The 25,826-nt window shown below is 67.0% G+C and carries 24 protein-coding genes; 11 read left to right on the forward strand and 13 right to left on the reverse strand.

Features of this window, described 5'->3' with window-relative positions; genetic code table 11:
- Positions 1-131 precede the first annotated feature (131 nt).
- Positions 132-779, reverse strand: a complete 648-nt coding sequence (locus BLT71_RS07665) for a GNAT family N-acetyltransferase (protein WP_091718970.1) — start codon at positions 777-779, stop codon at positions 132-134.
- A 41-nt stretch (positions 780-820) separates the two neighbouring features.
- On the reverse strand, positions 821-1,615 hold the full coding sequence (locus BLT71_RS07670) for a hypothetical protein (protein WP_172829934.1): 795 nt from the start codon (positions 1,613-1,615) through the stop codon (positions 821-823).
- Positions 1,616-1,674: 59 nt separating this feature from the next.
- Between BLT71_RS07670 and BLT71_RS07675 the strand changes: the two genes are divergently transcribed.
- Both BLT71_RS07675 and BLT71_RS07680 read left to right on the forward strand, forming a co-directional pair.
- A complete protein-coding gene (locus BLT71_RS07675; RefSeq protein WP_091718973.1) occupies positions 1,675-2,235 on the forward strand; it encodes a prepilin peptidase in 561 nt (186 codons plus the stop codon).
- A 47-nt stretch (positions 2,236-2,282) separates the two neighbouring features.
- Entirely contained in the window at positions 2,283-2,753 is a 471-nt protein-coding gene (locus BLT71_RS07680; protein WP_091718975.1) for an NUDIX hydrolase, read from the forward strand.
- 128 nt (positions 2,754-2,881) lie between these two features.
- Here BLT71_RS07680 and BLT71_RS07685 read toward each other — a convergent pair whose 3' ends face one another.
- The 5 genes from BLT71_RS07685 to BLT71_RS07705 form a co-directional block, all read right to left on the reverse strand.
- Positions 2,882-4,576, reverse strand: coding sequence for an MDR family MFS transporter (locus tag BLT71_RS07685; protein WP_091718977.1), 1,695 nt, complete (start codon positions 4,574-4,576; stop codon positions 2,882-2,884).
- Positions 4,573-5,244 (reverse strand): TetR/AcrR family transcriptional regulator, encoded by a 672-nt coding sequence (locus BLT71_RS07690; RefSeq protein ID WP_091718979.1) that lies wholly within the window; start codon positions 5,242-5,244, stop codon positions 4,573-4,575. The genes BLT71_RS07685 and BLT71_RS07690 overlap by 4 nt, the downstream gene beginning before the upstream one ends.
- 132 nt (positions 5,245-5,376) lie before the next feature.
- A complete protein-coding gene (locus BLT71_RS07695; RefSeq protein WP_091718982.1) occupies positions 5,377-6,804 on the reverse strand; it encodes a class II fumarate hydratase in 1,428 nt (475 codons plus the stop codon).
- Between the two features lie 107 nt (positions 6,805-6,911).
- On the reverse strand, positions 6,912-7,526 hold the full coding sequence (locus BLT71_RS07700; protein ID WP_091718984.1) for a carbonic anhydrase: 615 nt from the start codon (positions 7,524-7,526) through the stop codon (positions 6,912-6,914).
- 10 nt (positions 7,527-7,536) lie between these two features.
- A complete protein-coding gene (locus tag BLT71_RS07705; protein ID WP_231994527.1) occupies positions 7,537-8,217 on the reverse strand; it encodes a DUF4245 domain-containing protein in 681 nt (226 codons plus the stop codon).
- A gap of 226 nt (positions 8,218-8,443) precedes the next feature.
- On the opposite strand from BLT71_RS07705, the gene glpX reads away from it, so the two are divergent.
- Both glpX and BLT71_RS07715 read left to right on the forward strand, forming a co-directional pair.
- A complete protein-coding gene (gene glpX / locus BLT71_RS07710) occupies positions 8,444-9,466 on the forward strand; it encodes a class II fructose-bisphosphatase (protein ID WP_171908945.1) in 1,023 nt (340 codons plus the stop codon).
- A 79-nt stretch (positions 9,467-9,545) separates the two neighbouring features.
- A complete protein-coding gene (locus BLT71_RS07715) occupies positions 9,546-10,589 on the forward strand; it encodes a lipid II:glycine glycyltransferase FemX (RefSeq protein ID WP_091718988.1) in 1,044 nt (347 codons plus the stop codon).
- On the opposite strand, the gene manA is transcribed toward BLT71_RS07715, so the two are convergent.
- Genes manA through BLT71_RS07735 form a run of 4 tightly spaced genes read right to left on the reverse strand, consistent with a single transcriptional unit; the run spans position 10,586 to position 15,351 of the window.
- A complete protein-coding gene (manA, locus tag BLT71_RS07720) occupies positions 10,586-11,863 on the reverse strand; it encodes a mannose-6-phosphate isomerase, class I (protein WP_091718989.1) in 1,278 nt (425 codons plus the stop codon). The two genes, BLT71_RS07715 and manA, sit on opposite strands and share 4 nt — an antisense overlap.
- 50 nt (positions 11,864-11,913) lie before the next feature.
- A complete protein-coding gene (locus BLT71_RS07725) occupies positions 11,914-13,563 on the reverse strand; it encodes an LCP family protein (RefSeq protein WP_091718991.1) in 1,650 nt (549 codons plus the stop codon).
- Between the two features lie 10 nt (positions 13,564-13,573).
- Positions 13,574-14,158, reverse strand: coding sequence for a 5-(carboxyamino)imidazole ribonucleotide mutase (purE, locus tag BLT71_RS07730; protein WP_091718993.1), 585 nt, complete (start codon positions 14,156-14,158; stop codon positions 13,574-13,576).
- Positions 14,155-15,351, reverse strand: a complete 1,197-nt coding sequence (locus tag BLT71_RS07735) for a 5-(carboxyamino)imidazole ribonucleotide synthase (protein WP_091718995.1) — start codon at positions 15,349-15,351, stop codon at positions 14,155-14,157. The genes purE and BLT71_RS07735 overlap by 4 nt, the downstream gene beginning before the upstream one ends.
- 175 nt (positions 15,352-15,526) lie before the next feature.
- Here BLT71_RS07735 and BLT71_RS07740 point away from each other — a divergent pair, with 175 nt between their 5' ends.
- Positions 15,527-16,084 (forward strand): GtrA family protein, encoded by a 558-nt coding sequence (locus BLT71_RS07740; RefSeq protein WP_091718997.1) that lies wholly within the window; start codon positions 15,527-15,529, stop codon positions 16,082-16,084.
- A gap of 27 nt (positions 16,085-16,111) precedes the next feature.
- On the opposite strand, the gene BLT71_RS07745 is transcribed toward BLT71_RS07740, so the two are convergent.
- On the reverse strand, positions 16,112-16,840 hold the full coding sequence (locus BLT71_RS07745) for a TIGR03089 family protein (protein WP_091718998.1): 729 nt from the start codon (positions 16,838-16,840) through the stop codon (positions 16,112-16,114).
- Positions 16,841-17,234: 394 nt separating this feature from the next.
- Here BLT71_RS07745 and BLT71_RS07750 point away from each other — a divergent pair, with 394 nt between their 5' ends.
- The 3 genes from BLT71_RS07750 to BLT71_RS07760 are packed head-to-tail and all read left to right on the forward strand — an operon-like array spanning position 17,235 to position 22,805.
- Positions 17,235-17,768, forward strand: a complete 534-nt coding sequence (locus BLT71_RS07750; protein ID WP_091719000.1) for a WhiB family transcriptional regulator — start codon at positions 17,235-17,237, stop codon at positions 17,766-17,768.
- A gap of 29 nt (positions 17,769-17,797) precedes the next feature.
- The gene (locus BLT71_RS07755) at positions 17,798-21,136 is read left to right on the forward strand and encodes a glycosyltransferase family 2 protein (RefSeq protein ID WP_091719001.1); all 3,339 of its coding nucleotides are present in this window, start codon (positions 17,798-17,800) and stop codon (positions 21,134-21,136) included.
- On the forward strand, positions 21,129-22,805 hold the full coding sequence (locus BLT71_RS07760) for a DUF5719 family protein (protein WP_091719003.1): 1,677 nt from the start codon (positions 21,129-21,131) through the stop codon (positions 22,803-22,805). Before BLT71_RS07755 ends, BLT71_RS07760 begins: the two co-directional genes overlap by 8 nt.
- A gap of 13 nt (positions 22,806-22,818) precedes the next feature.
- On the opposite strand, the gene BLT71_RS07765 is transcribed toward BLT71_RS07760, so the two are convergent.
- Entirely contained in the window at positions 22,819-23,331 is a 513-nt protein-coding gene (locus tag BLT71_RS07765) for a metallopeptidase family protein (RefSeq protein WP_091719005.1), read from the reverse strand.
- Between the two features lie 119 nt (positions 23,332-23,450).
- Between BLT71_RS07765 and BLT71_RS07770 the strand changes: the two genes are divergently transcribed.
- From BLT71_RS07770 to ahcY, 3 genes are all read left to right on the forward strand, one after another.
- Positions 23,451-23,840 (forward strand): DUF3499 domain-containing protein, encoded by a 390-nt coding sequence (locus tag BLT71_RS07770; protein WP_091719007.1) that lies wholly within the window; start codon positions 23,451-23,453, stop codon positions 23,838-23,840.
- 79 nt (positions 23,841-23,919) lie between these two features.
- Positions 23,920-24,156 (forward strand): Trm112 family protein, encoded by a 237-nt coding sequence (locus BLT71_RS07775; protein WP_091719009.1) that lies wholly within the window; start codon positions 23,920-23,922, stop codon positions 24,154-24,156.
- 132 nt (positions 24,157-24,288) lie between these two features.
- Positions 24,289-25,767 carry an adenosylhomocysteinase gene (ahcY, locus tag BLT71_RS07780; protein ID WP_091719011.1) on the forward strand — a complete coding sequence of 493 codons (1,479 nt, stop codon included), beginning with the start codon at positions 24,289-24,291 and terminating at the stop codon, positions 25,765-25,767.
- The last annotated feature ends 59 nt before the right edge of the window (positions 25,768-25,826 follow it).

Consider the following 25,826-nt stretch of genomic DNA (forward strand, 5'->3'; position numbering starts at 1 on the left):
AGTGCTTCGCGTAGGAGCGCATCGCCGACCAGAGCGCTGCGCAGGTCGCCCACCGACCGGAGAGGCGCGGCGGGAGGTGTCTCAGCGACGGCGAAGCGCTGGGACCGGACAAACCCAGCTACGGCAACTTCTCAGGTGACGTTCAGGAACTTGGCCGCTGCTTCGTGGCCTTCTACCTGCAAGGTCCAGTCGGGGCGCTTGAAGGTGGCTGGCGTGACCCGGACTTTCTGGACTGTCTCGACCTGCGTGCCCCAGGCTTGGCGGGTGGTTCCGTTCAGCTCGTAGCCGAGGATGCGGGAGACGCCGAGGGAGGCTGCGTTCCAGTCCGCGGCTTCGGATTCGGCGACGTCGGCGCCCAGCCAGTCGAAGGCCCAGAGCACGACGGCGGCACGCATCTCTGCGCCGAGCCCCCGGCCCTGGGCGGACTGCTTGAGCCACGATCCGGTGGAGACGGTTTTCAACAGTGCGAAGTCCTTGGCGCCCACGTCCTGGCAGCCGATGAACTGCCCCTCGTGCCAGATGCCCAGGAGCAGTGTCCAGTCTTCCGGACTGAACCCGCCGCGGCATCGCCAGTACCAGCGGGCCATGTTCGGGCCAAGCTCGTCGTCGGGCAGTTCTGTCCATGGCGTGCTGAACGGGCTCCTGGCGGCGTCGTGGATGCCGCTGCGGGCGGCGTCGACGGCTGCGGGGATGTCCTGATCCGTGATGGGCCGGAGCTCCAGCCGGGGAGTGGTCAGTTGCAGGTCGAATAGCGGCCAGATGGAGCTCATGCTAATCATCCGCGAAGCCTAGCCGATCACGTGCACCTCTGCCTGTCACGTCAGGCGGGCACGTCCCAGCTGATGTGGCGGCGGACATCGGTGAGGTTCATGGACTCGGCGAGGAAGAGGTCGTCCAGCATGTACTCGTCGACGCCGAGAATCCGCAGCCAGTGTCCGTAGCCTTCGGTTGTGTGCTCCAGTGAACGGCTGGCCACGCAGACGCCCGTGCCAAGGTCCACCCGCACCAGGGAGCGGCCGGCAAGGCACAGGGGAGCCGCCGGATCCCAGGGCTGGTAGGCGGGAGTGGGCGCAACCACGGTCTCCAGGGCGGACCTGCCCTCGTGGTCCACGGTGCGCACGTCCTCCACCTGTACCGGGTTGCTGCCCGGAAACTCCAGCGGCGCAGGGGAATTGCCGGCAAGCTCCACCGGGTCCAGTGCAGCGGAGAACCGTCCGTTGCCGAACCCGGGCTCACCGTAGGCCGCCTCCGGACGCCGTTTCACCAGTCCGGCCGCGCCGTACACAGGGGAGACCAGGTGGGGCGGGAGGAGCCAGGACTTGCGGGTGGAACTGACGTAGAGGCCATCCCTGGAATCGTTGATCCCCGTTGTGCTGTGGAGGACCAGCCCTTCGGGGCTCTCCAGCCGCAGCGCGCCCGGCCGGCGCAGCCACGCCCGGACCAGGGAAGCTCCCGGAGCCGGTGCCGCGTCGAATGGCTCATCCCAGTACTCAAAGCGAAGCGACTGCCACTTCCACGGCGAAGACCGGCACAGGCTGCGGAACATGGCGGTGGGATCTGAGGGGGATGCGCCGCCGGCGGGATCCGGGCGCCGCCGGGAATCCCAGGCTGACATATCCACAGTTTACGCGGACACGGTGGGGCGGGCAGGGGAATTCCAGTAGCATCCGAGGGGTGATCGGACGACTCGGCGACCTGTGGCTGGACACCCCCCTCGCGTTCTGGCTGGTGCTGGCGGCATGCCTCTACTTTGCGGTGATGGCAGTCCGCCTCACGGTGATCGATGTCCGCCACCACCTCCTGCCCAACCGGATCGTTTTCCCCTCCTATGGGGTGGCCGGGGTGCTCCTGCTCGCCGCGGTGGCTACTGTCCTGGTGGCAGGGGCGGACGCTGCGGCCGTACCCGACGGCGGTGCCAGGCTTTTCGGCCTGCCCGGCGGCCGTGTCCTCGCCGGGGGAGCGGTGCTGTGGCTGTTCTACTTCGTCCTCCGCCTGGTGTATCCGCCCGGCATGGGATTCGGTGATGTGAAGCTCGCCGGCGTACTTGGCATGTACCTCGGCTACCTCGGCTGGGGGCACGTGTTCGCCGGAACGTTCGCAGCCTTCCTCCTGGGCGGCCTGTGGAGCCTCGGACTGCTCGCCACCCGCCGCGGCAGCCTCAAATCCGCCATTCCTTTCGGCCCGTTCATGCTGGCCGGCACCGCCGCCGTGATGCTCCTGCTGCCTGCCGCCTGACGCCACCGAAGGGTCTGGCCACGCCGTGCGGCGGCTAGGCTGAAGCCATGGCAGCGCCCGAATTCATCCTCAAACTCCGTGAAAAAATAGGCCACGACCCCCTCTGGATTCCTGCAGTACGGGGTGTGGTGGTCAATGACGACGGGCACATCCTGCTGGGGCAGCGATCGGACAACGGTCGGTGGGCCCTGATTTCGGGCCTGCTGGATCCGGGGGAGCACCCGGGCCCCGGCCTGGTGCGGGAAATCTTCGAGGAGACAGCGGTGGTGGCAGAGACCGAGCGCATGGTTTCCGTCGGTGTCTCCGGCCCGGTCACCTTCCCCAACGGGGATGTGTGCGACTTCCTGGACATCGTGTTCCGGTGCCGCCACGTGTCCGGCGAGCCCCGGGTCAACGATGACGAATCCCTTGCCGTGGGCTGGTTCCCCCTCGATGGCCTTCCGGACATCCGGCCGCGGGACCTGGAGAGCATCGAACGTGCGCTGGCGCCCCATGACGCCGTCCATTACGAGCCCTGAAAATCGCGCCTCACCCCCGGCAGGCCGCTGAAACGAACAGGGACGCCGCAACCCCCAAAGATTGCGGCGTCCCTGTCAGCTCATTCGCTGCACCGGACCGGGTGCGACGGCGGTGCGTACGACGGCGGTCAGCGGCCCTGCGAGACCAGCTCGCCGTCGTCGTCCCGTGCCATGGCCGCGTCGCCGGCGTCCCCGGCGGGAGTATGTTGCCCTGCGGAAACGCCGGGCAGGCCGGCGGCCAGCCGCTCAGCTTCCTCGCCGCCGACGGCTTCGCCGCGGGCCACCATGCCGGCCGTATCGGACAGCGGGATCTGCTTGAGGGTGATGGCCAACAGCAGGGCAATGGCGATGAACGGCACCAGGTACCAGAACACCGGGGCCAGCGAATCAGCGTAGGCATTGACGATGGCGTCCCGCAGCTGTTCCGGGAGCTGGTTCATGGCCTGCGGGTCCAGGGTGCTGGTGGACTGCGATGCCTGCTCGGCCGATGCGCCCGCACCGGTGAAAGCGCTGGTCAGCGACTCGGACAGGCGGGTGGTGAACAGGGATCCGAAAATCGCCACGCCCATGGCGGCGCCCACCTCGCGGAAGTAGTTGTTGGTGCTGGTGGCGGTGCCGATCTGCTCCGCCGGCACGGAATTCTGCACCACCAGGACTACTACCTGCATGATCAGGCCCAGCCCGGCGCCGAAGACGAACAGCTGCACGCAGATCACCCAGATGGGTGTGCTCGCGGCCAGGGTGGTCATCCAGAGCATGGCGGCCATCGTGAGCGCAGCGCCCAGGATGGGGAACATCTTGTACTTGCCAGTCTTGGAAATCCGGATGCCCGAGTAGATGGAGGTACCCATCAGACCGGCCATCATGGGGAGCATGAGCAGCCCGGACTCGGCGGCGGAGGTGCCGGAGGACATCTGCAGGAACGTGGGAACGAACGCGATGGCCGAGAACATGCCCAGGCCCAGGGTGAAGCCGATGGCGGTGGCGTTGATGAAGATGCGGTTGCGGAACAGGCTCAGCGGGATGATGGGGTCTTCCGCACGGCGCTCCACGAAGACAAACGCGGCAGCGGACACCAGCAGGCCGGCGCCGAAGGCCCAGGTGAGGGGTGAATCCCAGCCCTCGTCCTTCTTGCCGCCGAAGTCGGTGAAGAAGATCAGGCAGGTGGTGGCGACGGAGAGCAGCACAACGCCCAGGACATCGATCCGCTTCTCAGCCTTCTTGTTCGGCAGCGTCAGGGCGAACCAGGCGATGGCGAAGGCGGCCAGGCCAACGGGGATGTTGATGTAGAAGGCCCATTCCCAGGTGAGGTGGTCCACGAAGAAGCCGCCCAGCAGCGGACCGGCCACGGCGGACAGGCCGAAGATGGCGCCCAGCGGGCCCATGTACTTGCCGCGGTCCTTGGCCGGAACGATGTCCGCGATGATGGCCTGGGAAAGGATCATGAGTCCGCCGCCGCCCAGCCCCTGGATGGCGCGGAAGATGACGAAGCCCCAGAAGTCCGTGGCCAGCGCGCAGCCCAGCGAGGCGAGGGTGAACAGGGCGATGGCCACCAGGAACAGGTTGCGCCGCCCCAGGATGTCACCGAATTTCCCGTAGATGGGCATCACGATGGTGGTGGCCAGCAGGTATGCGGTGGTGATCCAGGCCTGATGTTCCACGCCGCCGAGCTTGCCCACGATGGTGGGCATGGCGGTGGAGACGATGGTCTGGTCGAGGCTGGACAGCAGCATTCCGGCGATCAGGGCCGAGAAGATGATCCAGATGCGTTTTTGGGTCAGCAGCAGGGGCCCTGCCGGCGGTGTGGCGGTTGCGGTACTCATGCGTTTCCTTCTGCTGCGGCGGTGGCCGTGCTGTCGAATGGTTGGGAGAAGAGGAGGCTTGCTGCCGAGATGTTTTCCAGCAGCAGCTCCGGGTAGCTGCGGGTGTTGCCGTCGGAGAAGTAGGCCATGCTGCTTTTGCGGGCGATGGTGCTGAGCAGCACCACCGCCATCTGCACCACGGGATGGTCCGGCGCCACCCCTTCACGCCGTGCGACGTCGCGGGCGAACTGCGCCTCGCGCTGTTCTGTCACCCCAATGATCCGCAGGATGAGCTGGGGCTCCTTCTTGACCACGGCGATCAGTTGACGGGTTTCCTCTTCGGAGGCCGACATGCCGTCGGCCAGCCGCAGGGAGAGTTTCACCAGGTCCTGGAACAGCGTGGGGGAGATGTCGCCTGCGGGGGAGCCCGCGCCGCCGGCGACGAATTCTTCGATGATGTCCGCCGGTACGTCGTCCTCGGCGTGGCCGATGATGGCGTCTTCCTTGGCGGGGAAGTAGTTGAAGAAGGTCCGGCGTGAGATGCCGGCCGCTTCGCAGACTTCCTCCACGGTGTAGCCACTGAGGCCCCGCGCCGAGGTCAGGGCCCTGGCGGCGGCGGTGATGGCGGTCCGGGTGGCGGCCCGTTTGCGTTCCCGCAGGCCCGGATCGGAATTTGCACTATCAGTCACGGAGTAAAGTTTTGCACTAAATCATGAATGGTGCAACTTTTGGCTTAGGTCGGGCGGGAGGGGCTTAAAGTACGACGGCGGCCGCCCGCCTTCGCTGGGAAGGTGGGCGGCCGCCGTCGGGCGCTAAGTGCTTTAGGCCTTGTGGGCCGGTGCCGTCATGGTGGTGACGTCCAGTGCCTTGTCGAGGTCAGCCTCGGAGACCTTGCCTTCGCCTTCGCCGACGAAGCCGAGCTTCTCGGTGGCCTGGCGGATGGTCAGGCCCTCCTTGACGGCGGTCTTGGCGATCTTGGCTGCGTTTTCGTAGCCGATGTACTTGTTCAGCGGCGTGACGATCGAGGGGGAGGCCTCGGCCAGGAAGCGCGCGCGCTCCACGTTGGCCGTGATGCCGTCGATCATCTTGTCTGCCATCACGCGGCTGGTGTTGGCCAGCAGGCGGATGGACTCGAGCAGGTTCGCGGCCATCACCGGGATGCCGACGTTGAGCTCGAATGCGCCGTTGGTGCCGGACCAGGCGATGGCGGTGTCGTTGCCGATGACCTGGGCGGCCACCATGATGGATGCCTCGCAGATGACCGGGTTAACCTTGCCCGGCATGATGGAGGAGCCGGGCTGCAGGTCCGGGATGGCGATTTCGCCGAGGCCGGTGTTGGGGCCGGAACCCATCCAGCGCAGGTCGTTGTTGATCTTCATGAAGGAGATCGCGATGTTGCGGAGCTGGCTGGACGCCTCGATCAGGCCGTCGCGGTTGGCCTGTGCCTCGAAGTGGTCGCGGGCCTCGGTCAGCGGCAGGCCGGTGTCCGTGGCGAGCAGTTCGATAACCCGCTCCGGGAACCCGGCGGGGGTGTTGATGCCGGTGCCCACGGCGGTGCCGCCCAGCGGAACCTCGGCCACGCGGGGGAGCGCGGCGTTGATGCGTTCGATGCCGTAGCGAACCTGAGCGGCGTACCCGCCGAACTCCTGGCCCAGGGTCACCGGAGTAGCGTCCATCAGGTGCGTGCGGCCGGACTTGACGACGTCCTTGAACTCAACGGCCTTGCGCTCCAGCGACTCGGCCAGGTAGCCAAGGGCGGGGATCAGGTCGTTGATCAGCGCAGACGTGGCGGCCACGTGGACGGATGTGGGGAACACGTCGTTAGAGGACTGCGAAGCGTTTACGTGGTCGTTGGGGTGGACCACCTTGTCGCTGCCGGCGGCCTTCAGTGCGCGCGTGGCCAGCTCTGCCAGGACCTCGTTGGTGTTCATGTTCGAGGACGTGCCGGAACCGGTCTGGAAAACGTCGATGGGGAAGTCGCCGTCGTACTTGCCGGCTGCCACCTCGTCGGCAGCGTCGGCAATCGCCTTGGCCAGCTCGCCGTCGAGCACGCCCAGTTCTGCGTTGGCCTGGGCAGCTGCCTTCTTGACCTGTGCCAGCGCCTCGATGTGGGTGCGCTCCAGGGTCTTGCCGGAGATGGGGAAATTCTCTACTGCCCGCTGCGTCTGCGCGCGGTACAGTGCGTTCACGGGGACGCGGACTTCGCCCATCGTGTCATGTTCAATGCGGAACTCTTCAGTGGAAGTCATGGGGCTAGCTTATGGCTCCCGGCCGCCCCATCGAAAACCGTGAAGCGGGCCCCGGGGCGGCCTGCCCGGCCGTCCCGGGACCCGCTCCACGGGTCCGTCAATGGTTGCTAGAGCTCGCCGATTCCGGAAACAAGGTCGGCGCGGCCCTCGGCCAGCCGGTACGAAAGCCCGATGACCGCTGTGCGGCCTTCCTCGATTGCGTCGGAAATCACACGCGAGCTGTCTACAAGGCGCTGGGACGTCTGCTTGACGTGCTCAACCACCATGTCGTTGACCTCCGGCTGGCCGTTGCGCAGCGAGGTCAGGACAGACGGTGTAATCCGCTCCACGAGGTCGCGGATGAAGCCGGCGGGCATGTCGCCGGTCTCGACAGCCGACTTGGTGGCCGTGACGGCTCCGCAGCTGTCGTGGCCAAGGATCACGATCAGCGGCACCCCGAGCACACCGACGCTGTACTCGAGCGAGCCCAGGACAGCGTCGTCAATGACCTGGCCGGCGGTGCGGACCACGAACACGTCGCCGAGGCCCACGTCGAAGATGATTTCCGCGGCAAGCCGGGAGTCGGAGCAGCCGAAGATCACCGCGAACGGATGCTGGGTCTCCACCAGGGACGACCGGTGGTCGGCGTTTTGGTTCGGATGGGAGGATTCGCCATTGACGAATCGTTCGTTGCCTTCGCGCAGGCGGCGCCAGGCCAGTGCAGGAGTCAGATTAGTAGCCACGCTTACTACATTAAGGTGCGGCGGGTGCCGACGGTGAAACTGTGACGGCCGGGTTGCTGTCCATGGATTTCACGACGGCGTCGGCCAGGATGCCGAATTCGTCCAGCTGCGCCGCGCCGGAGAGGACCACGGTGGTGCCGCGGTAGTCCAGCACCATCGACTTCTCGCCCTTGCCCGTGTCCCGGAGCTCCCATTCCTGGCCGCCCGCGCTGCGGGTCCCGGTCACCGGGGCGTTCTTGGTCTGCTGCAGGAGCCACGTGGGGTTGGCCTTGCTGGTCTGCACCAGGGCGATGAAGGACTCCTTGGGGGTCAGGAAGCCCACCTCCCATGTGGGGACGCCGTTGCCGGTCCCCGCTTCCCAGCGCGCATAGTTGGCACGGAACGCGTTCCCGGTATCAGGCGCCGCGGGTGTGAATCCCGCCACATCCGCCGCCCGCTGGGAGATGCCCGCGACGTCGATGTCCGGGCGGTATCCGTCGCTCTTGGGCAGCGGGTTCATGAGGATGACGGGAAGGAACGCGGCGATGCTCACCACCAGGGCGATGACCATGCCGATGACCGAAGCATTCGCCCGCTTGGCCGCTGCCGCCGGAATGACAGGCTTTACGGGGGCGCCTGCGTCCCTGGCGCCGGCCCCGCCGCTGCCTCCGGTTCCTGCCGGGTCAGGGGTGGGGCTGGTCTTCTCCTGCATCTCATTCACCCCTCCATAGTCGCCCATGCCGGCATGGGACTTCCATTCGGCGCCTCCCGGAGGGAGTCCCGCACACCGCGTGCACATTGCGGGTGTGCGTCATCCGCCGTCCGGCACCGCGTCCCGCGACTATGATCGAAAGCAGAGGAATCACCGTCCAGCTGCTCCGGCGGGACGGGTTCAATGATCGCCACTCGAAGAAGAGGTTAACGTGTCACCAGCGTCCATGACCCAGAAGTACTCCACGATCTCACCGTCCCTTGCTGTGGGCAACGATGAGCCGGACCGCAACCTTGCCCTCGAGCTCGTCCGCGTCACCGAGGCAGCAGCCATCGCCGGCGGACACTGGGTGGGCTTCGGCGACAAGAACACCGCCGATGGTGCAGCCGTCGACGCCATGCGCTCCTTCCTGCAGACCGTCCACTTCAACGGCGTTGTGGTCATCGGCGAAGGCGAAAAAGACGAAGCCCCCATGCTGTTCAACGGTGAACGCGTCGGCGACGGCACCGGCCCCGAATGCGACGTTGCCGTTGACCCGATCGACGGGACCCGGCTGACCGCCCTGGGCATCAACAACGCCCTGGCCGTCCTCGCCGTGGCCGAACGCGGCTCCATGTTCGACCCCTCCGCCGTCTTCTACATGGAAAAGCTCGTCACCGGGCCGGAAGCTGCTGACATGGTGGACCTGCGCCTGCCCGTCAAGCAGAACCTGCACCTGATCGCCAAGGCCAAGGGCGTCAAGGTCAACCAGCTCAACGTGATGATCCTGGACCGCGACCGCCACCGCCCGCTGGTCGAGGAGATCCGCGAAGCCGGCGCCCGCACCAAGTTCATCATGGACGGCGACGTCGCCGGCGCCATCGCTGCAGCCCGTTCCGGCACCGGCGTTGACGCCCTGATGGGCATCGGCGGCACCCCTGAAGGCATCGTGGCTGCCTGCGCCATCAAGTCCCTCGGCGGCGTCATCCAGGGCCGTCTGTGGCCCACCAGCGACGAAGAGAAGCAGAAGGCGATCGACGCCGGCCACGACCTTGAGCGGGTCCTCTCCACCAACGACCTCGTCTCCAGCGACAACTGCTACTTCGCGGCGACCGGCATCACCGACGGCGACCTGCTGCGCGGCGTGCGCTACTCCAAGGACAAGGTCCTCACCCAGTCCATCGTGATGCGGTCCAAGTCCGGCACCATCCGCTTCGTGGACGGCGAGCACCAGGCCAGCAAGTGGGAAGGCTACGCCCGCAAGAGCTGACCACAGTTCCCCGGAAGCCCCGGAGCGCCCAACGGCGCTCCGGGGCTTCGGCGTTAAAGGCTGGTATAGGGTTTAAGCCATGATTCCTGCTGTTGTGCCCTGTACTGACCGCGCCCTCTGGGATGAATCCGTCGACATGTTCAACGGGCATCCGCAGCAGCTCTGGGGCTGGGGAGAGACCAAGGCCATGCACGGCTGGTCGGTGGACCGGGTGCTGCTGAAGGACGGCGAGGCCACCGTCGGAGCCGCCCAGCTGCTGGTCCGCCCGCTGCCGCTGCCTTTCCGGGCACTGGTCTACATCCCCAGGGGCCCGATGTGCTCGGTGGAGGACACCCAAGCCGTCCTCAACAGCCTTGCTGACCATGCCGCCATCCGGCACCGCGGCGTGGCCCTGAGCATCGAACCCGACTGGGACAAGGACTCGGCCTACGCCGGGGCCGTGGCTGGGGCGGGATTCCGGGAAACCACCAACACGGTGCTCATTCCGCGGACCCTGATCCTGGACCTCACCCGGACCGATGACGAGCTCATGGCCGAAATGTCGAAGTCGACCCGGGCCAACATCCGGAAGGCGATGCGCAGCGAGGTCGAATTCCGCAAGGTCAAGAACGAGTCCGAGCTCGAACAGGTCCTGGCCATCTACCACGAGACAGCCGAGCGTGCCGGGTTTGGCATCCACGAGGACCAGTACTACCGCGACATCTTCCGGAACCTTGGTGACGGCTCGCCCATCATTGGAGCGTTCGACGGCGATCAGCTGCTGGCGTTCGTCTGGCTCGCCCGCAGCGGCGCCACGGCGTTTGAACTCTACGGCGGCGTCTCGGCCGAAGGGCAGAAGCAGCGCGTGAACTACGGCGTCAAGTGGGCTGCCCTGCAGGCCATGCGGGAGGACGGATGCTCCCGGTACGACTTCAACGGCCTGCTCAACGACGGCATCTCCGATTTCAAGAAGCAGTTCGCGAAGCACGAAAACATGCTGCTGGGAACGTGGGAAAAGCCGCTCTCACCGTTCTACCCGGCCTACTCGAAAGCGATGCCACTGGCCCGCCGCGGGCTCCAGACCGCCCGGCGGCTGGCCAAAGCCGCCGCCGGACGGGCACGGACGCTGCTGCGCCGGGGCTAAAGGCCGGTCGTTACAGCGAACGCCAGTGCCGCCTCGGCGCTGTCCGAGGCCAGGTGCACGTTCACCGGAGCCTCGGCGGCGGCGAGGAAAGCACTGGCGCCGCGCTCCAGGCGCAGGTCGCCCTTGGGTGAGTCCAGGTAGATTCCGCCGGCCACCACGATCACCACTGCTGCGCCGGACTGTGCCAGCGGCACCGGGCCGTCGCCGGGCGAGAGCTCAATCCGCTGGAGCTGGAACTCAGCGAAGGGCGGCCGGAAAAGTTCCTGGCCCAGGTCCGACCGTTCGGCTTCCAGCATGGGGACCGCCACCGGGCTGAAGTCGATGGTGCGCAGCAGTTCCGGAACATCAACGTACTTCGGCGTGAGGCCACCGCGCAGCACGTTGTCCGAGGACGCCATCACCTCCACCCCCAGGCCGTGCAGGTAGGCATGCACGTTGCCCGCGGGGAGGTATACGGCCTCGCCCGGCTGCAGCGAGAGGCGGTTCAGCAGCAGGGAGATCAGCACCCCGGGGTCGCCCGGGTACTTCTCGTTCAGGCTGATAACTGTGCCGAGCTCGGCCTCATAAGGCGCCAGGCTGCCACCGATCAGTGCGGCAACCACCTGGGACGTGGCCGTGGCGACGTCCTCGCCGCCGGTGATGAGCCGTTCAAAGGCCCTGCGCAGGCCGGCGCCTTCATCACCGGCATGGGCTTCGCCGTCGAGGTCCGAAAGCAGGGCCGCCACCAGGGCAGCGCCCTCACGCCCGGAATCCCCGGGGCTTCCACCTTCATGGCTGACGGTGTCCGCAACATGCTGCAGGATCCCGCGGGTGGCTGCTACTGACCGGAAGCCGCAGAGGGCCTCGAACGGCGTCAGCGCCAGGATCATTTCCGGTTTGTGGTTGTCGTCCCGGTAGTTGCGGTGCGGGGCGTCCGGGGCCACGCCCTCAGCGTTTTCACGGGCGAACCCGGCCTGCGCCTGCTGCAGGCTGGGGTGGACCTGGAGGGACAGCGGCTGGGCAGCGGCAAGGATCTTCGCCAGGAACGGTAGGCGCGGGCCGAAACGTGCCACAGACTCCGCCCCCAGGAAATGCTCCGGGTCAGAGGTGATCAGCGCGTCCAGCGGAGCGGTGCTCCGGTCCTCCGGGACATGGGCGGTGGACGGCGAGTCAGGGTGGGCGCCTATCCAGAGTTCAGCTTCAGGGGCCCCGGACTCGGACCGGCCCAGGAGGGCTGCGATGGCTGTGGTGGATCCCCACGCGTAGTCCCGGAGGACGTTGTCAATCTCGTACAAAACCGTTCCGTTTCTTGGTTGGGACTGTCAGGGCGGTTCCGCCATGCGCGCTAGAGCGGCGCGCACTGGCCGTTCGTTGCTACGAGCTGCCGGATGGCTTCCTCGTTGCCTTCGCTCTTGAGCTGGTTCAGCATCTCGGCAGTGATCGGTTCGCCGTCGGGCGTGGTGGTCACCGGGGTGAAGTCCGACGGCGCCGGGGTGGCCTGCTGCGCAGTGCTCCCGCCGGCCTGCAGCACGTCGGGGGAGCGGCTGCCGGATGCTTGCACGTGCCCGCCGCCCGCGGCTGGTACTGCCATGACGTCGTCGGCCGTTCCTGCCGACTGGGCGCCGGATGCGGAGGCCAGCAACTGGTCCACCCGCTCGTGGATCTGGTCGAAGTCCGGCACCGTGGAGAACGATGCATCGAAGTCCGGCGGGCCGAGGGTGAGGCGCTTGGCCTCCTTGCCCTTGGCCTTCATGGCGAGGTCCACAAAGCTGCCCAGCTGCGACGAGGAGATGTTGGAGTCGACTACCTTGGTTCCGGCCTTGGCAATGTCCTCGAACTTGGCGAGGAGGGTGGCCGGATCGAGCTGCTTGAGCATGGCCTGCTGCACGCACTGCTGGCGCTGGATCCGGGCGTAGTCGTCCACGTACTCGCGGGACCGTCCGTACCACAGCGCCTGGTCGCCGTTCAGGGTCTGCTCGCCGGCCGGGATCCAGCCGAGCGGCATGCCGTGCGTCTTGGTGGCTTCGTCGAAGTAGCCGCTCATGGGAACCCAGCCGCCGGCCTTGATCCTGATCCCGCCCATGGCGTCGATGAGCGTGGAGAACCCTTCCATGTCCACCAGCACGTAGGCCTGGATGGGCATCCCCAGCGTTCCGGACACCGCTTCCATGGTGGCCTGGGCGCCGGGGTCGGCAACGCCCGGGTAAAGGTCCGCGTACTGGTTGGTGACTTCGGTGTTGATGGCGTTGATCAGGCATTCGTCGCCGCAGTTGTAGCCGTCCGGGTAGACCGACCGCATGGGCGAGCCCTCACTGAACTGGGCGTTCTGGAAGTTGCGGGGAATGGAGATGATGGCCGTCTGCCCGGTCTTGGCATCGACGCTGAGCACCGACAGGCTGTCCGGCCGGCGGCCGGTGCGGTCATCACCGGCGTCGCCGCCCATCATGAGGAAGTTGTAGCGTCCGTCCACGGGATCGATGGCCGGACCGGAGGAGAAGATGCTGCCAATGGCGTTGCGCCCCACGTTGAGCAGGTACGCCGAGTAGCCCAGGGATCCGCTGCTGATGACCAGCGCCAGGACCAGGGCGATGCCGACGCCCGGCCGCGCGCCGGGAACCAGCAGCACAGGCCGGATGAGCCGCAGGGTATTGATGAACAGGACAGCCCAGCCGATGGCGAGGGCCACCAGGACGAGGATGATCACCAGCGAGGCGAACTGGTTGGTGATGACGTTGATGAGCAGTGGCCGGTTGAAGAGCAGCAGCAGGAGCGCAAGGACGATGGCCGCCCAGGCGCAGAGCGTCACGCGCAGCGCCGTCCGCCCCAGTTTGCGGTCGCCCGCCACGAGCTGCGCGCTGCCCGGAACGAACAGCGTCAGCAGGATCAGGACGAACGCGCGCTTGGTCCGCACCGGCGGCGAAGCGCTCACCGGGTAGCGGACCGGGTCTGTCAGGGACGTGTCAGACCCGGACTGGGGGACCTTGCTGCTGGACATTCCGGCGGTCCTAACGGTTGCCCCGCAGTGTTCCGCTGCCCTCGGCGAAGACCTCGCTGACCTTCTGCCGGAGGTTGGCACCCTTGCGGGAGGCCACAGCGTTGAGGTCCGCGGCGAACTCGAGCAGGTCCGCGCGAAGGGACGCGGCGAGTTCGTCGGTCCCGGAAGCCAGCATGCGCACGGCCAGCAGGCCTGCGTTGCGGGCTCCGGCGATGGACACCGTGGCTACGGGCACGCCGGCGGGCATCTGGACGATGGACAGCAGGGAGTCCATGCCGTCCAGCGTCTTCAGCGGAACAGGCACCCCGATGACCGGCAGGGGAGTGACGCTGGCCAGCATGCCGGGCAGGTGTGCCGCGCCGCCGGCACCGGCGATGATCACGCGAAGGCCGCGCTCGTGGGCGGTCTGGCCGTACCGGATCATCTCCGTGGGCATCCGGTGCGCCGACACCACATCGGCCTCGAACGGGATGCCGAATTCTGCCAGCGCTTCAGCCGCCGCTTCCATGACGGGCCAATCCGAATCGGAGCCCATGACCAGCCCTACCAGGGGACTTGCCGCGGATCCGTTGGCCGGTGTGGTGGGGGCGCTCATGCGTTCTCCTCGAATGTCATGGGCGGCTCTTCTGCAGGTGCCCGCCCGTCACGGATGATGCCGGCCACAATCCCGGCCCGGCGCCGCACTGACTCTACTTCCGTGGTGGAGGCGCCCACCAGATTGACGTGGCCGATCTTGCGGCCGGGCCGCACCGACTTGCCGTAGCAGTGCACCTTGGCCGCCGGTTCGCTGGCCAGGGCCTGCGGGAATGCCGCATACAGGTCCTGGTTGTCGCCGCCCAGGAAGTTCTTCATGACTGTTACCGGAGCCAGCGCATCGGTAGCACCCAGTGGAAGGTTCAGGACTGCACGCAGGTGCTGCTCAAACTGGCTGGTCACTGCCCCGTCCTGGGTCCAGTGCCCGGTGTTGTGCGGGCGCATCGCCAACTCATTGATCAGGAAGCCCGCCCCGGTCCCGGGAGTCTCAAACAGTTCCACCGCCAGCACACCGGTCACACCAAGTTCTGCGGCGATCCGCAGCGCGGCGTCCTCGGCTGCTGCCGCAACCTCCACGGGGATGTCCTGTGCGGGGGCGATGACTTCGTCGCACACGCCGTCCACCTGGATGGTGTGGACAACAGGCCAGGCACGGGCCTCGCCGTCGGGGGTCCGTGCCACCAGCGCTGAAAGCTCCCGGGTAAACTCCACCTTGGCCTCCGCCAGGAGCGGGCTCATGGCAGCGAACCAGTCGGCTGTTTCGGCCGCCTCGTCCGCCGACCCGACGATCCTGACGCCCTTGCCGTCGTAGCCCCCGCGCGGAGTCTTCAGGACTACAGGCCAGCCGGTGTCATCGCCGAAGCGCACCAGGGCAGCAACGTCGTCAACGGAGGCCCACACCGGGTTGGGCAGTTCCAGCCGGTCAATGGCTGCCCGCATCACCAGTTTGTCCTGGGCGTGAATGAGGGCGTCGGGGCCTGGCTGGATGTTGACTCCGGCCTCCTGAAGTGCCCGGAGGTGGGCAGCCGGGACGTGCTCGTGGTCAAAGGTCATGACGTCGAGGTCCTTGGCAAAGTCCAGGAGCGTCTGCAGGTCCTTGTAGTCTCCCACCGGGGAAGTGGACACCGCGGAGACGGCAGAGACGTCCTCACCTTCCGCCAGGACTCGAAGTTCGAAGCCGAGGGCAGTCGCGGCTGGGGCCATCATTCGGGCAAGCTGGCCGCCGCCAACAACACCTATTACTGGAAAAGTCACATCTGCCAGCCTACCGAAAACCGCTGGAGAACCCGGCTTCCGGCCGTGGCGGAAAGCGAGATTCGAGGTAACGCGGCCCCTCAAGCGAGGTTTATTGGGAGGCTCCTCCAAGGTTCGAGGCGCTAAAATGGATCTCTGGCCAAAAGGCCCACACGTTATACGGCCTTGGAGGGTCATGATTTCCGCACTTGCAGACCGCATCCGGGGCCTGGCGTCGCTGTTTTGGCGCGAGGTTGCCAAATTTGGGGCGGTGGGCGGTGTGGCCTTCGTCATTGACAACGGCCTGACGTATTACCTCATGCACGGCCCCATGACGGACAGCGAAGCGAAGGCGCGGTTCGTTGGCGCCACGGTGGCTACCGTCTTCTCGTGGATCGCCAACCGTTTCTGGACCTTCCGCCACCGACGCCAGGACAATGTGCTGCGCGAGTTCGTCATGTTCGTCCTCATCAACGGCATTGGCATCGGCATCTCCACCGGATTCACGGCCCTGGCCAAGTACGGGCTCGGCGTCACCGACAAGAACCTGCTGTTCCTGGCCGGTGTGGTGGGCATCCTGGTGGCCACCGTGGTGCGCTTCTTCGCCTACCGCTTCCTCGTGTTCAACAAGGAGCTGGACGAAGAGCCGGAATTCTCGCACGACCACGAGCTCATCGAAATGCACCACCACGGTGCGCCGGTGGCCGCAGACAACGAGCGCCAGCCGTCCGCGGACGGTCCGGCCAAGTCCTAGCTGGCCATTGCCGGCCCCTGGCCGGTGTCAGTTGCCGTGGATGCGTTCGGCGGTGAGCAGCTTGTCGGTCAGCTGGACGTCCGGATGGGTGATCACCACGGATCCGTCCTGCTTCCATGCCCCGAGGGCATCGGCCAGCGCCGACTCCAGGCCGTCCGCGGCCGGAATGTGCAGCCGAACGCCGCCGTCATGGCTGGCGGCGAATCCCTCCAGCAGGTCCCGCTGTAGGTGCTCACGGCCGTCCGATCCTGAGATGGCCCGCGCCAGGGGATCGGGATCGGCATGCGCCAGGAAAACATCTCCATGGAGGCGTACTTCGGCCGCGTAGTCGAGGCAGCCGCCGGCGAGCTCACCCGGCCACCGCATGGCCAGGGCGGGAAGCGCGACGGCGATCACGGCGTCGTAAGTCCCTTCTGCCGCTTCCTGCCCGGCCGCCTTTCCGTTCAGCAGGTCGGGGTCGGCAGTGACGAGGAAGTCGGCGCCCTCGCCCTCCAGGACGGTTTCCAGGCCCAGTTGCCACGCGGCAAGGGCCCACACCATCGTTTTCCAATGCGCGGGCAGGGCCAGCCTGATCTTCATGCCGGGCTCGGCATCGAGCTCATCCTGCAGCAGGTTGCTGGTCTTCGCTACCCAGTTGTCCAGGACCCGGCCGGAAAGTTCCACGCGCTCGCCCTCCGGCCCGTACCACGTCAGCCGCGGTGCAGTGGAGTTGCCTGAGCGGAGGCTGTTCATCAGCTGGATTGCCGGAGTAGTCATGCCTCCATCCTGCCACTGGCCGCCGTGCCGGTCATCCGGCGCGGTGGTGCCGACATCAGGGGGCCGGTGCCATATGAGATCTTTATCACACGAAGTAGTAAGCGGGCTTGCTAATTTCTTCGAAGGACGCTATTTTCGCGCGGCGACAGCGATTCCAGCCCGCTTTCCGTCCTTTTGGCCGGTGGGAGTGGGGGGTGGCGTCGCCAGGGGGTAAAAATTCCCGGGCGTGGCGTGCACGTGGTTCGCCGCGGTCACTGATTATTATCCCGGCTGCGGCTTGACTCGCCTTAGTTACACACGTGTAATTAGATATCTAAAGGCAACTGCGTAAATACCGGCACACAACCGAGTGTCCACGTATCCAGGCAGTGGCTGCAACATCAGGAGGGTCGCCGTGGGGCAAGCAGAGCGTATCCAGGAAGATGCCGTCGTGGCCGGACAGGCTACGGCAAGGTACCGTGCCCGGGGGGTGCCCAGTGATTGGTACGTGGATCCCGCCGATCCCGCCGCCGCTGAACGCTACAACAGCAACACCGGCACTGCACTTGAAGACCAGGCCACTGCCTTCCTGGCAGCCCACGAAGCCCTTCTCGATGGCGGCGCGGAACCGGAAGACGAACTCGATCCGCCCATGGAACTCGCTGCTCCGGGAACGGTGCAGCCGGTGTGGATCGGCCTGCCGTTCCAGCAGGACTTCGACGACGAAGGGGAGCTGGGCTGGCAGACGGACGCCCTGTGCGCCCAAACCGATCCTGAAGCTTTCTTTCCGGAAAAGGGCGGCTCCACCCGTGACGCCAAGAAGGTCTGCGGTGCGTGCAACGTCCGCTCCCAGTGCCTGGAGTACGCGTTGGCCAATGACGAACGGTTCGGCATCTGGGGAGGCCTTTCCGAGCGTGAGCGCCGACGACTGAGGAAGCGAGCGGTCTAATTCACCAGGATGTCCATGTCACTGCCGTTGTGGTTGCCCACAACGGCAGTGCCTATCTCCCCAGAACGCTTGCAGGTCTAGCGGACCAGACCCGGCCGGTCGACTATGCAATAGGCGTCGATACAGGGTCCGGTGACGACTCCCGGACCCTTCTCGAAAACACCTTGGGCCGAGCCCATGTCGTCTCCCATGATCACGGGAAGGGCGGCATGGGCGCCGCTGTGTCCGCAGCCCTTTCGGAGCTGGCCCCGGGCGGGGCAGGCAGGGCCGACCGCAAACCGGAGTGGATCTGGCTGCTCCACGACGACGCCTCACCCGCCCCGGAGGCCCTGGCCGAACTGCTCGGTGCCGTGGAACGTGCGCCGTCAGTGACCGTTGCCGGCTGCAAGCAACTGGACTGGCACGAGGAACGTAAGCTCATCGACGTCGGGCTGTCCACCAGCAGGTGGGCGGAACGGCTGACGCTCATCGACGCCGACGAGCTTGACCAGGGCCAGTACGACGGCCGCAGCGACACCTTCGCCGTCAACTCGGCGGGTATGCTCGTGCGGCGGGACGTGTGGGAGCAGCTGGGCGGGTTCGACCCCGGGCTCCCGGGCACCGGGGACGACGTCGATTTTTGCTGGCGGAACCGCCTGGCAGGGCACCGGGTTGTCGTGGTACCGGCAGCCCGGATGTTCCACGTGGCGCACAGGCCGCACGGCCTGGGTAACCCGGCAGCAGCCAGAAAGGCCCAGGTACACCTGCGGCTGAAGCACGCGCCTTTGTGGATGGTCCCGGTGCATGCTGTGGGAGCCCTGCTCGGAAGCCTCTTCAGGCTGGTCCTGAGCATCGTGGTGAAGGACCCGGCCCACGGAATCACGCAAATCGCTGCCACCTTCGCCGCCCTGGTGCGGCCACGAACCATTGCCCGGGCAAGGAAGTCGGCGCGGCAGACCCGGCGCATCCGCCGGTCCGTGATCCGCAAGCTCCAGACGCCGCGACGGGAAGTCTGGAGCCACCGGCGTTCCCTGATGGAAGCCATTGGCGCGGACGACAACCCCGCAGATGAACTTGAACAGGACCCCCTGGCACACCAGCCCACGGGTGACTCCGCAGACGATTTCGCCGCACTGGCAACCCGGAAGCGCGGCTGGGTGGGCAACGGTGCCCTGGCCGCCTTCATCATCGCTTCCCTTGCCTCGCTGTTGGGCCTGGCAGGCCTTCTCCGTGCTGAGGCTGTGGCCGGCGGTGGCCTCATTCCCATCTCCACTGGCCTGGGGGACATTTGGCAGAACGCCTCCGGCTGGTGGATCAATCTTGGTGCGGGACTTCCCGGCCACGGAGACCCCTTCGACTACGTGCTGTGGATCCTGGGGGTACTGGGAGGCGGCAACGCGAACGCCGCCATGGCGTGGCTTATCATCCTTGGCACGCCACTGTCCGGACTGACGGCATGGTTCGCCGCAGGCGGGTTGACCACCCGGCGGCGACTTCGCCTGGTTGCCGCGCTGTTCTGGTCGGCTGCGCCGGCCCTGCAGGTTGCCCTGAACCAGGGGCGGGCCGGAGCCCTCGTGGCGCACCTGATGGTTCCCTTGGTTGTCCTGGCCCTGCTGCGGGCCACGGGTTCCGCCGTGGGCCACGGCCGCCATGCAGTACCGCAACCAGGCCTGCGTGCAGCTGACAAACCGGCCGTCCGGCCGGGAATCAACGGAACACCTTCCTGGACTGCCGCGGCCGCGGCGGGGCTTGCCCTCGCCGTCACGGTTGCTTCCGCGCCTTCCCTCCTGGTCCCGGCAGCCCTGGTCATCATTATCTGTGGGCTTCGGATGGGCCGCCGCGGCCGCACCGTTTGGTGGGCCCTCCTGCCCAGCGCTGCTTTGTTCATCCCGTTCGGCATTTCAGTTCTCGATAGGCCGCGTGCCCTGTTGGCCGACCCCGGCATGCCCCTGCCCTTCGCGGCTGCCCCGCTCTGGCAGCAGCTCCTGGGCCAGCCGCTGGCGTTCGACCCCGCCAAGGGGCTAGTGGGGTTGCCGCTCTTTGCGGACGGCGCGCTGCCGTGGGCCCTGGCATTGGTGGTCCTCCTGGCGGCACCGGTACTCATCCTTGCAGTCGTGGCCCTTTTCGCCACGGGACGCGGGTCCGGGACGGTGCGGGCGCTGTGGGCAGCGGCCACCATAGCGCTGGCCTGCGGATGGCTGGCCACCCAGGTGGCCACTGGTGCCACCGCTGACAGCCTCGTTAGCCCATTCACCGGACCTGCCGTGTCCGCCGCCGCGTTTGCCCTCCTGGGTGCGGGCCTGCTCGGAGCGGAACGGCTCCTGAACGCTGCCGGCCGGGCCGCCGCCAGGAAACCGCGCCGTGCAACGGCAGCCAATGCGGCCGTAGCAGTGGGCATGGCGGTGCTTCTTGTGGGGCCGGTCGTCAGCATGGCCGCATGGTCCGCCCAAAACCTGCTCCGGACCGGCACAGCGACCGCGGCGCCAGCCGTTCCCGAAGAATCCGAAGCACCCGGGCTCGGTACCGCCAGGCTCGTAGAGGCGGCCGGTATCCGCACCCTTCCAGCCACCGCAATCGACCGCGGAACCGGCGCTGAGCAGACACGGACACTGCTGATCGGTACCCGCGAAGACGGTACCTACGACGCGTCCCTGATGCGTGGTGCGGGAACCACGCTGGACAGCCTGTCCGCTATCGCCGCTGCCCGGGGCATCACGGGTGCTGCGGGAGCCGAAACGGTGCGCGGCGACGACGACGTCACAGCGTCCGTGCGGAGGGTAGTGGCCACGCTGGTTGCCGGGCAGGGCGTTGACCCGCGCGAAGACCTTGAGAAGCTCGGCGCCGGATTCGTGGTCCTGCGCTCCGCCGATACCGCGGCTCAACTGACCGCAAGCCGGATGGACGCAGTCCCGGGGCTTGTGGCTGTGGGACAGACCGACGTGGGCTGGCTCTGGCGCATCACGTCCCGGAACCAGTCCGCCACGCAGGCGGCGGAAGTTGCCCACCGTGTCCGGATTACAGACAGCAACGGCGCCACACTGGCCATGGTGCCATCGGGGGTGAACGACGTCGACACCTCCGTTTCCGGTGGCCCGGAAGGCCGTCTGGTTGTCCTGGCCGAACGCGCCGATGCCGGCTGGACCGCCTGGCTTGATGGCCGGAAGCTCACATCCACCACGTCAGGATGGGCGCAGGCGTTCACGCTGCCTGCTTCGGGCGGACAGCTGACAGTCCGCTACGAAAACCCCTGGTCCTGGTGGATTGGAGCAGCCCAGATCACGGTCATCGGCCTGACGGTCATGCTCGCCATTCCCATGCCGGTCAACAGGCCCAGGACCGGGCTGTCACGTGACGAAGGCGCCCTGCGTAAGGAAAAGCAGAATGCATGAGCACCCCACCCGTCCCGCCGCAGCCGATGCCGGATCGGGGCAGGACCGGAACGGCCTGCAAGGCCAGAAGGACTCCGGCGCGGCAGATGCCCCCGCCGGCGGGAAGCGGCGGAAGGCGGCCCTTGCGGGGGCTGCCACAGCCGTCCTTGTCCTGGCGTGCGCCGGAGGCGTCGTTGCCGCAGGTTCATTGCTGCCCAAGGCCGCTTCCAGCCGAAGCGTCCAGCCTGCTGCTGCCGCTGTTCCCGCCGGAACCAGCGTGGGTGTGTGCCCGGGCCCGGCCCGCCTCCTGGAAGGCACCGAAGCAGGAACCGATCCGCAGTTCAGCCCCGAGTCGGACACCGCCGCCACCAGCGTGACCGGCGCGGTACTGGGGACTGCGGGGGTGGTACCCGGAAGCCGGCTGTCGCGGCTGGACGGGGCCACCGCCGTCGAGATCGCCAAGGCTCCGGGCGCACCGGCGTCCGAAGGCCCGCGGCAGGAGCTGCTGGCCGGTACGGTGTCGGGCCGTGGCGTGGATTCGGTCACTGTCCTCAGCGCCGACGCCGTGGCCAACCAGAAGGCGTCCGCCGCGGGGGCCATGATCTTCAGGGCAACGGACGGTGACCTGCAGGGTTCGGCTGCGGCCAACTGCCTGCAGCCCTCCAACGACCAATGGCTTGCCGGAGCCAGTACCACCGTGGGCCGTACATCGGTGCTGGTCCTGAGCAATGCATCCAGCAGCCCGGCCACCGTCAGCCTCGAGCTGTTCGGCGGGAAGGGGCAGATCCAGGCGCCGGGAAGCCGCGGCCTGCTGGTGGCGCCGGGAACCACACGTTCAGTGGTGCTGGCCGGGCTGGCGCCCGGCGAGGAACAGCTGAGTGTCCGTGTCCGCAGCACCGGCGGTCCCATTGCGGCGGCCATCCAGCAGAGTGTCCTGCGCGGCCTGACACCCGGGGGAGTGGACTTCATCACGCCGGGCACCGCGCCTGCCGTCCGCCAGGTGATGACCGGCGTTGACATCCAGGACGCCGCCGGTATCGCCGCGCTGACCGGCAAGCCCGGGTATGCAGACGCCGCCCCCGCGCTGGAGATCACCGTGCCGGGGCCGTCCGACGCCGTGGTCGAGGTCAAGCTCTATGGCCGGGACGGCCAAAAGGCACTCCCCTCCGGCGGCGTGATCACAGCCAAAGCCAACTCCATTACCGAAGTATCCCTGGCCGGGGTGCCGGCCGGGAATTACACCGTAGCGGCGTCGTCCGACGTTTCGTTTGTGGCGGCAACGCGCATCACCCGCGGGCTGCAGGCGAACCAGCCCTCGGACCTCGCCTGGGCGGCATCCGGAATCCGGCTGGGCAGCCAGCATGTGGTGGCCGTGCCCAAGGGCGGCACCCGCCAGCTCGTATTCGGCGCCCTCGACGCCAGGGCCACCATCACCTACGCCGCGATTACCGCCGACGGCAAGGTAAAGGCACCGGCCACCGCCGACATCGCCGGCGGAACCACAGCCTCCATCACCGTTCCCAATGAGGCAGACGGTGCCGAGGTTGTGGGCTACGTGGTGTCAGCATCCGGCGACGCCGCGTACGGTGCGGTCTTGGTGGGACAGGATGGCCGCAGCGACGTCTCATCGCTGCCGTTCCAGGCTGCAGCCGCCGGACAGGAAACGGTCCCGGTAGCCCTGGGCTACTGACCCGCCTGCGCGTTCAATAGCGGCGCCGGTACACCGGGTCCAGGGTTTCGGGCGCCACGCCCAGCATCTCGGCAGTGTGCTCAACGACGACGTCGTGAACCATGTCCTGGAGTTCCTCCACACCCGGGCAGGCCTGTTCCACGACGCGCCGGTAGACGGTGATCAGCGGCCCGTCATCCCCGGCCGCCGGCGTGTAGGCGCCCATGGGTGCGGGTGCGCCGGTGGCGGCCAGGAGTTCCAGCTCCGGTGGAATCTCATCAACGCCGAACCTGACGCCGTCCAGGGTCTTTCCCCAGATATCGTGCAGCCGCTGGGCCGAGTCCAGCACCATGTCATCGAAGCGGTCGCCGCGCGTCCGGTAGCCGGGGTGGGTGGGAAGCATGACTTCCCCGCGCAGGCCACGGCCGTGACGGTTCCGCCGGCGCCGCATGAAGCTCCGGCCAGCTGCGGACGCCCCGGTGGTGGAATCGGCATCCGGGTCAGCCAACCGGACCGTCAGGCCTGAATTCTGGTTCGATGACTGCATACATTGACTTTAAACCCGGACCGGGGATTCCGCGACAGATTCGCCCCGCAGCGAAGGCGCGTCCGGGCACGGGCCCCAATGCGGCGTTTTGGCTTGGGCGCAGAGTAGTCTGTGATGTCGTGGGAGCTATCCGTCAGTGTTCAAGATCTGCCTGCCGCCAATCGGCGGTGGCCACCCTGACGTATGTGTACGCGGACTCCACCGCTGTCCTGGGTCCCCTTGCCACATACGCAGAACCGCATTGCTACGACCTCTGCGAACAACACGCCGACTCGCTGACCGTTCCCCGCGGCTGGGAGGTCCTGCGGCTGGCCATGCCCTCGACTCCGCAGCAGCCCGGCCCGGACGATCTCCTCGCCCTGGCCAACGCGGTACGGGAGGCGGCAGCGGTGCCGGCCCAGGCGCCGCAGCAACCCGCGCAGCGCGGCCAGCATTCCGCCTTGGAGGCGCCTGCCGGGGCCGAAGGGATCCGAAGGGGACACCTGCGCATCCTTCGCGAGCCGTCCTGAGCCCTTTCTGGCGGTAGGCTGGAACCTGCACACCATTTCCGCTACCGGCGCGAGCGCGCCCGCCAGGGAGCCTGAACCTATGCCAAAAATCAGTTCCGAACTGTTGTCTGTCCTGCGTTGCCCCGTCACGGGCTCGCCCCTGGTGCAGGAAGGCGAGGAACTGGTCGCCACGGCCGCGGCGGCGGACGGCGTGAAGCCCCGCTACGCCATCGAGGACGGCATTCCCCTCCTCCTGCCCCCGGAACTCCTGGCTGCCGCGACGGCCGCCGGGTCCGACCAGCACGACTCCGACCCCGCCGAAGGCGCCGTCCGCTAAAACCGCCGGCCCCGGTGCATTACTCCCGGAGCCCCGCCCTCAGCGGAACACGAACAACTTCCATTTCCAGGCCCTCCGGAAACGCTGATGCGGCCTTTTCATGATTTTCCCGGACACAGCAAAGGACCATCCATGACCTTCGATTACAAAGTTGCCGATATCTCCCTGGCCGAGGCCGGAAGGCACCAGATCCGCCTGGCCGAGCACGAGATGCCCGGCCTGATGTCCCTCCGCGAGGAATTCGGCGCCAGCCAGCCGCTGAAGGGTGCCCGCATCGCGGGCTCCCTGCACATGACTGTACAGACCGCCGTGCTGATCGAGACCCTCACCGCGCTCGGTGCCGAGGTCCGCTGGGCGTCCTGCAACATCTTCTCCACCCAGGACGAGGCCGCCGCAGCCGTCGTCGTGGGCAAGGGAACGGTGGAGGACCCCCAGGGCGTCCCGGTCTTCGCCTGGAAGGGCGAAACGCTTGAGGAATACTGGTGGACCGCAGAACAGATCCTCACCTGGCCGGGTGCCGAGACCAACCCGGAGCTCGGCCCCAACATGATCCTCGACGACGGCGGCGACGCCACCATGCTGGTGCACAAGGGCGTGGAGTTCGAAGCAGTCGGCAACGTTCCGTCAGCAGATCCCACCGACTCCGAGGAATATGGCATCTTCCTCGACGTCCTGCGCCGGTCGCTGGCAGCCGATCCGCAGAAGTGGACCCGGATCGCCGCCACCATCAAGGGCGTGAGCGAGGAAACCACCACCGGCGTCCACCGCCTGTACCAGCTCGCCGAGCAGGGAAAGCTGCTCTTCCCGGCCATCAACGTCAACGACTCCGTCACCAAGAGCAAGTTCGACAACAAGTACGGCATCCGCCACTCGCTCCCGGACGGCATCAACCGGGCAACTGACGTCCTCATGGGCGGCAAGGTCGCCGTCGTCTGCGGCTACGGCGACGTCGGCAAGGGCGCGGCGGAAGCCCTCCGTGGCCAGGGCTCACGCGTGATCGTCACCGAAATTGACCCCATCTGCGCACTCCAGGCAGCCATGGACGGCTACCAGGTGGCCAAGCTTGAATCCGTGCTCGCCCAGGGTGACATCTTCATCACCACCACGGGCAACAAGGACGTCATCATGGCCGAGCACATGGTGGGCATGAAGAACAAAGCGATCGTGGGCAACATCGGCCACTTCGACAACGAGATCGACATCGCCGGACTGGCCAAGGTCCCCGGCGTCAGCAAAGTGGAGATCAAGCCGCAGGTGCACGAATGGGTCTTTGACCAGGGCACCGGCTCCGAGCGTTCCATCATTGTCCTGTCCGAGGGGCGCCTGCTGAACCTGGGCAACGCCACCGGCCACCCCTCCTTCGTGATGAGCAACTCCTTTGCGAACCAGACCATCGCCCAGATCGAGCTGTGGACCAAGAAGGACCAGCCCGCTGACGAGCGCGAGTACGCGAACCAGGTCTACGTCCTGCCCAAGGTCCTGGACGAGAAGGTGGCCCGCCTGCACCTGGACGCCCTGGGTGTGGAACTGACCGAGCTGACGAAGGACCAGGCTGAGTACCTGGACATTGACGCCGCCGGCCCGTACAAGCCCGAGCACTACCGGTACTAGAAGCCGACGCCAACAAGCCGTTACCAAGAAGTAAGGTGCCCGGGCGCCCTCCGCGCCCG

Origin of the sequence: Pseudarthrobacter equi (genome assembly GCF_900105535.1) — a bacterium.
In the GTDB taxonomy this organism is placed as follows: Bacteria; Actinomycetota; Actinomycetes; order Actinomycetales; family Micrococcaceae; genus Arthrobacter; species Arthrobacter equi.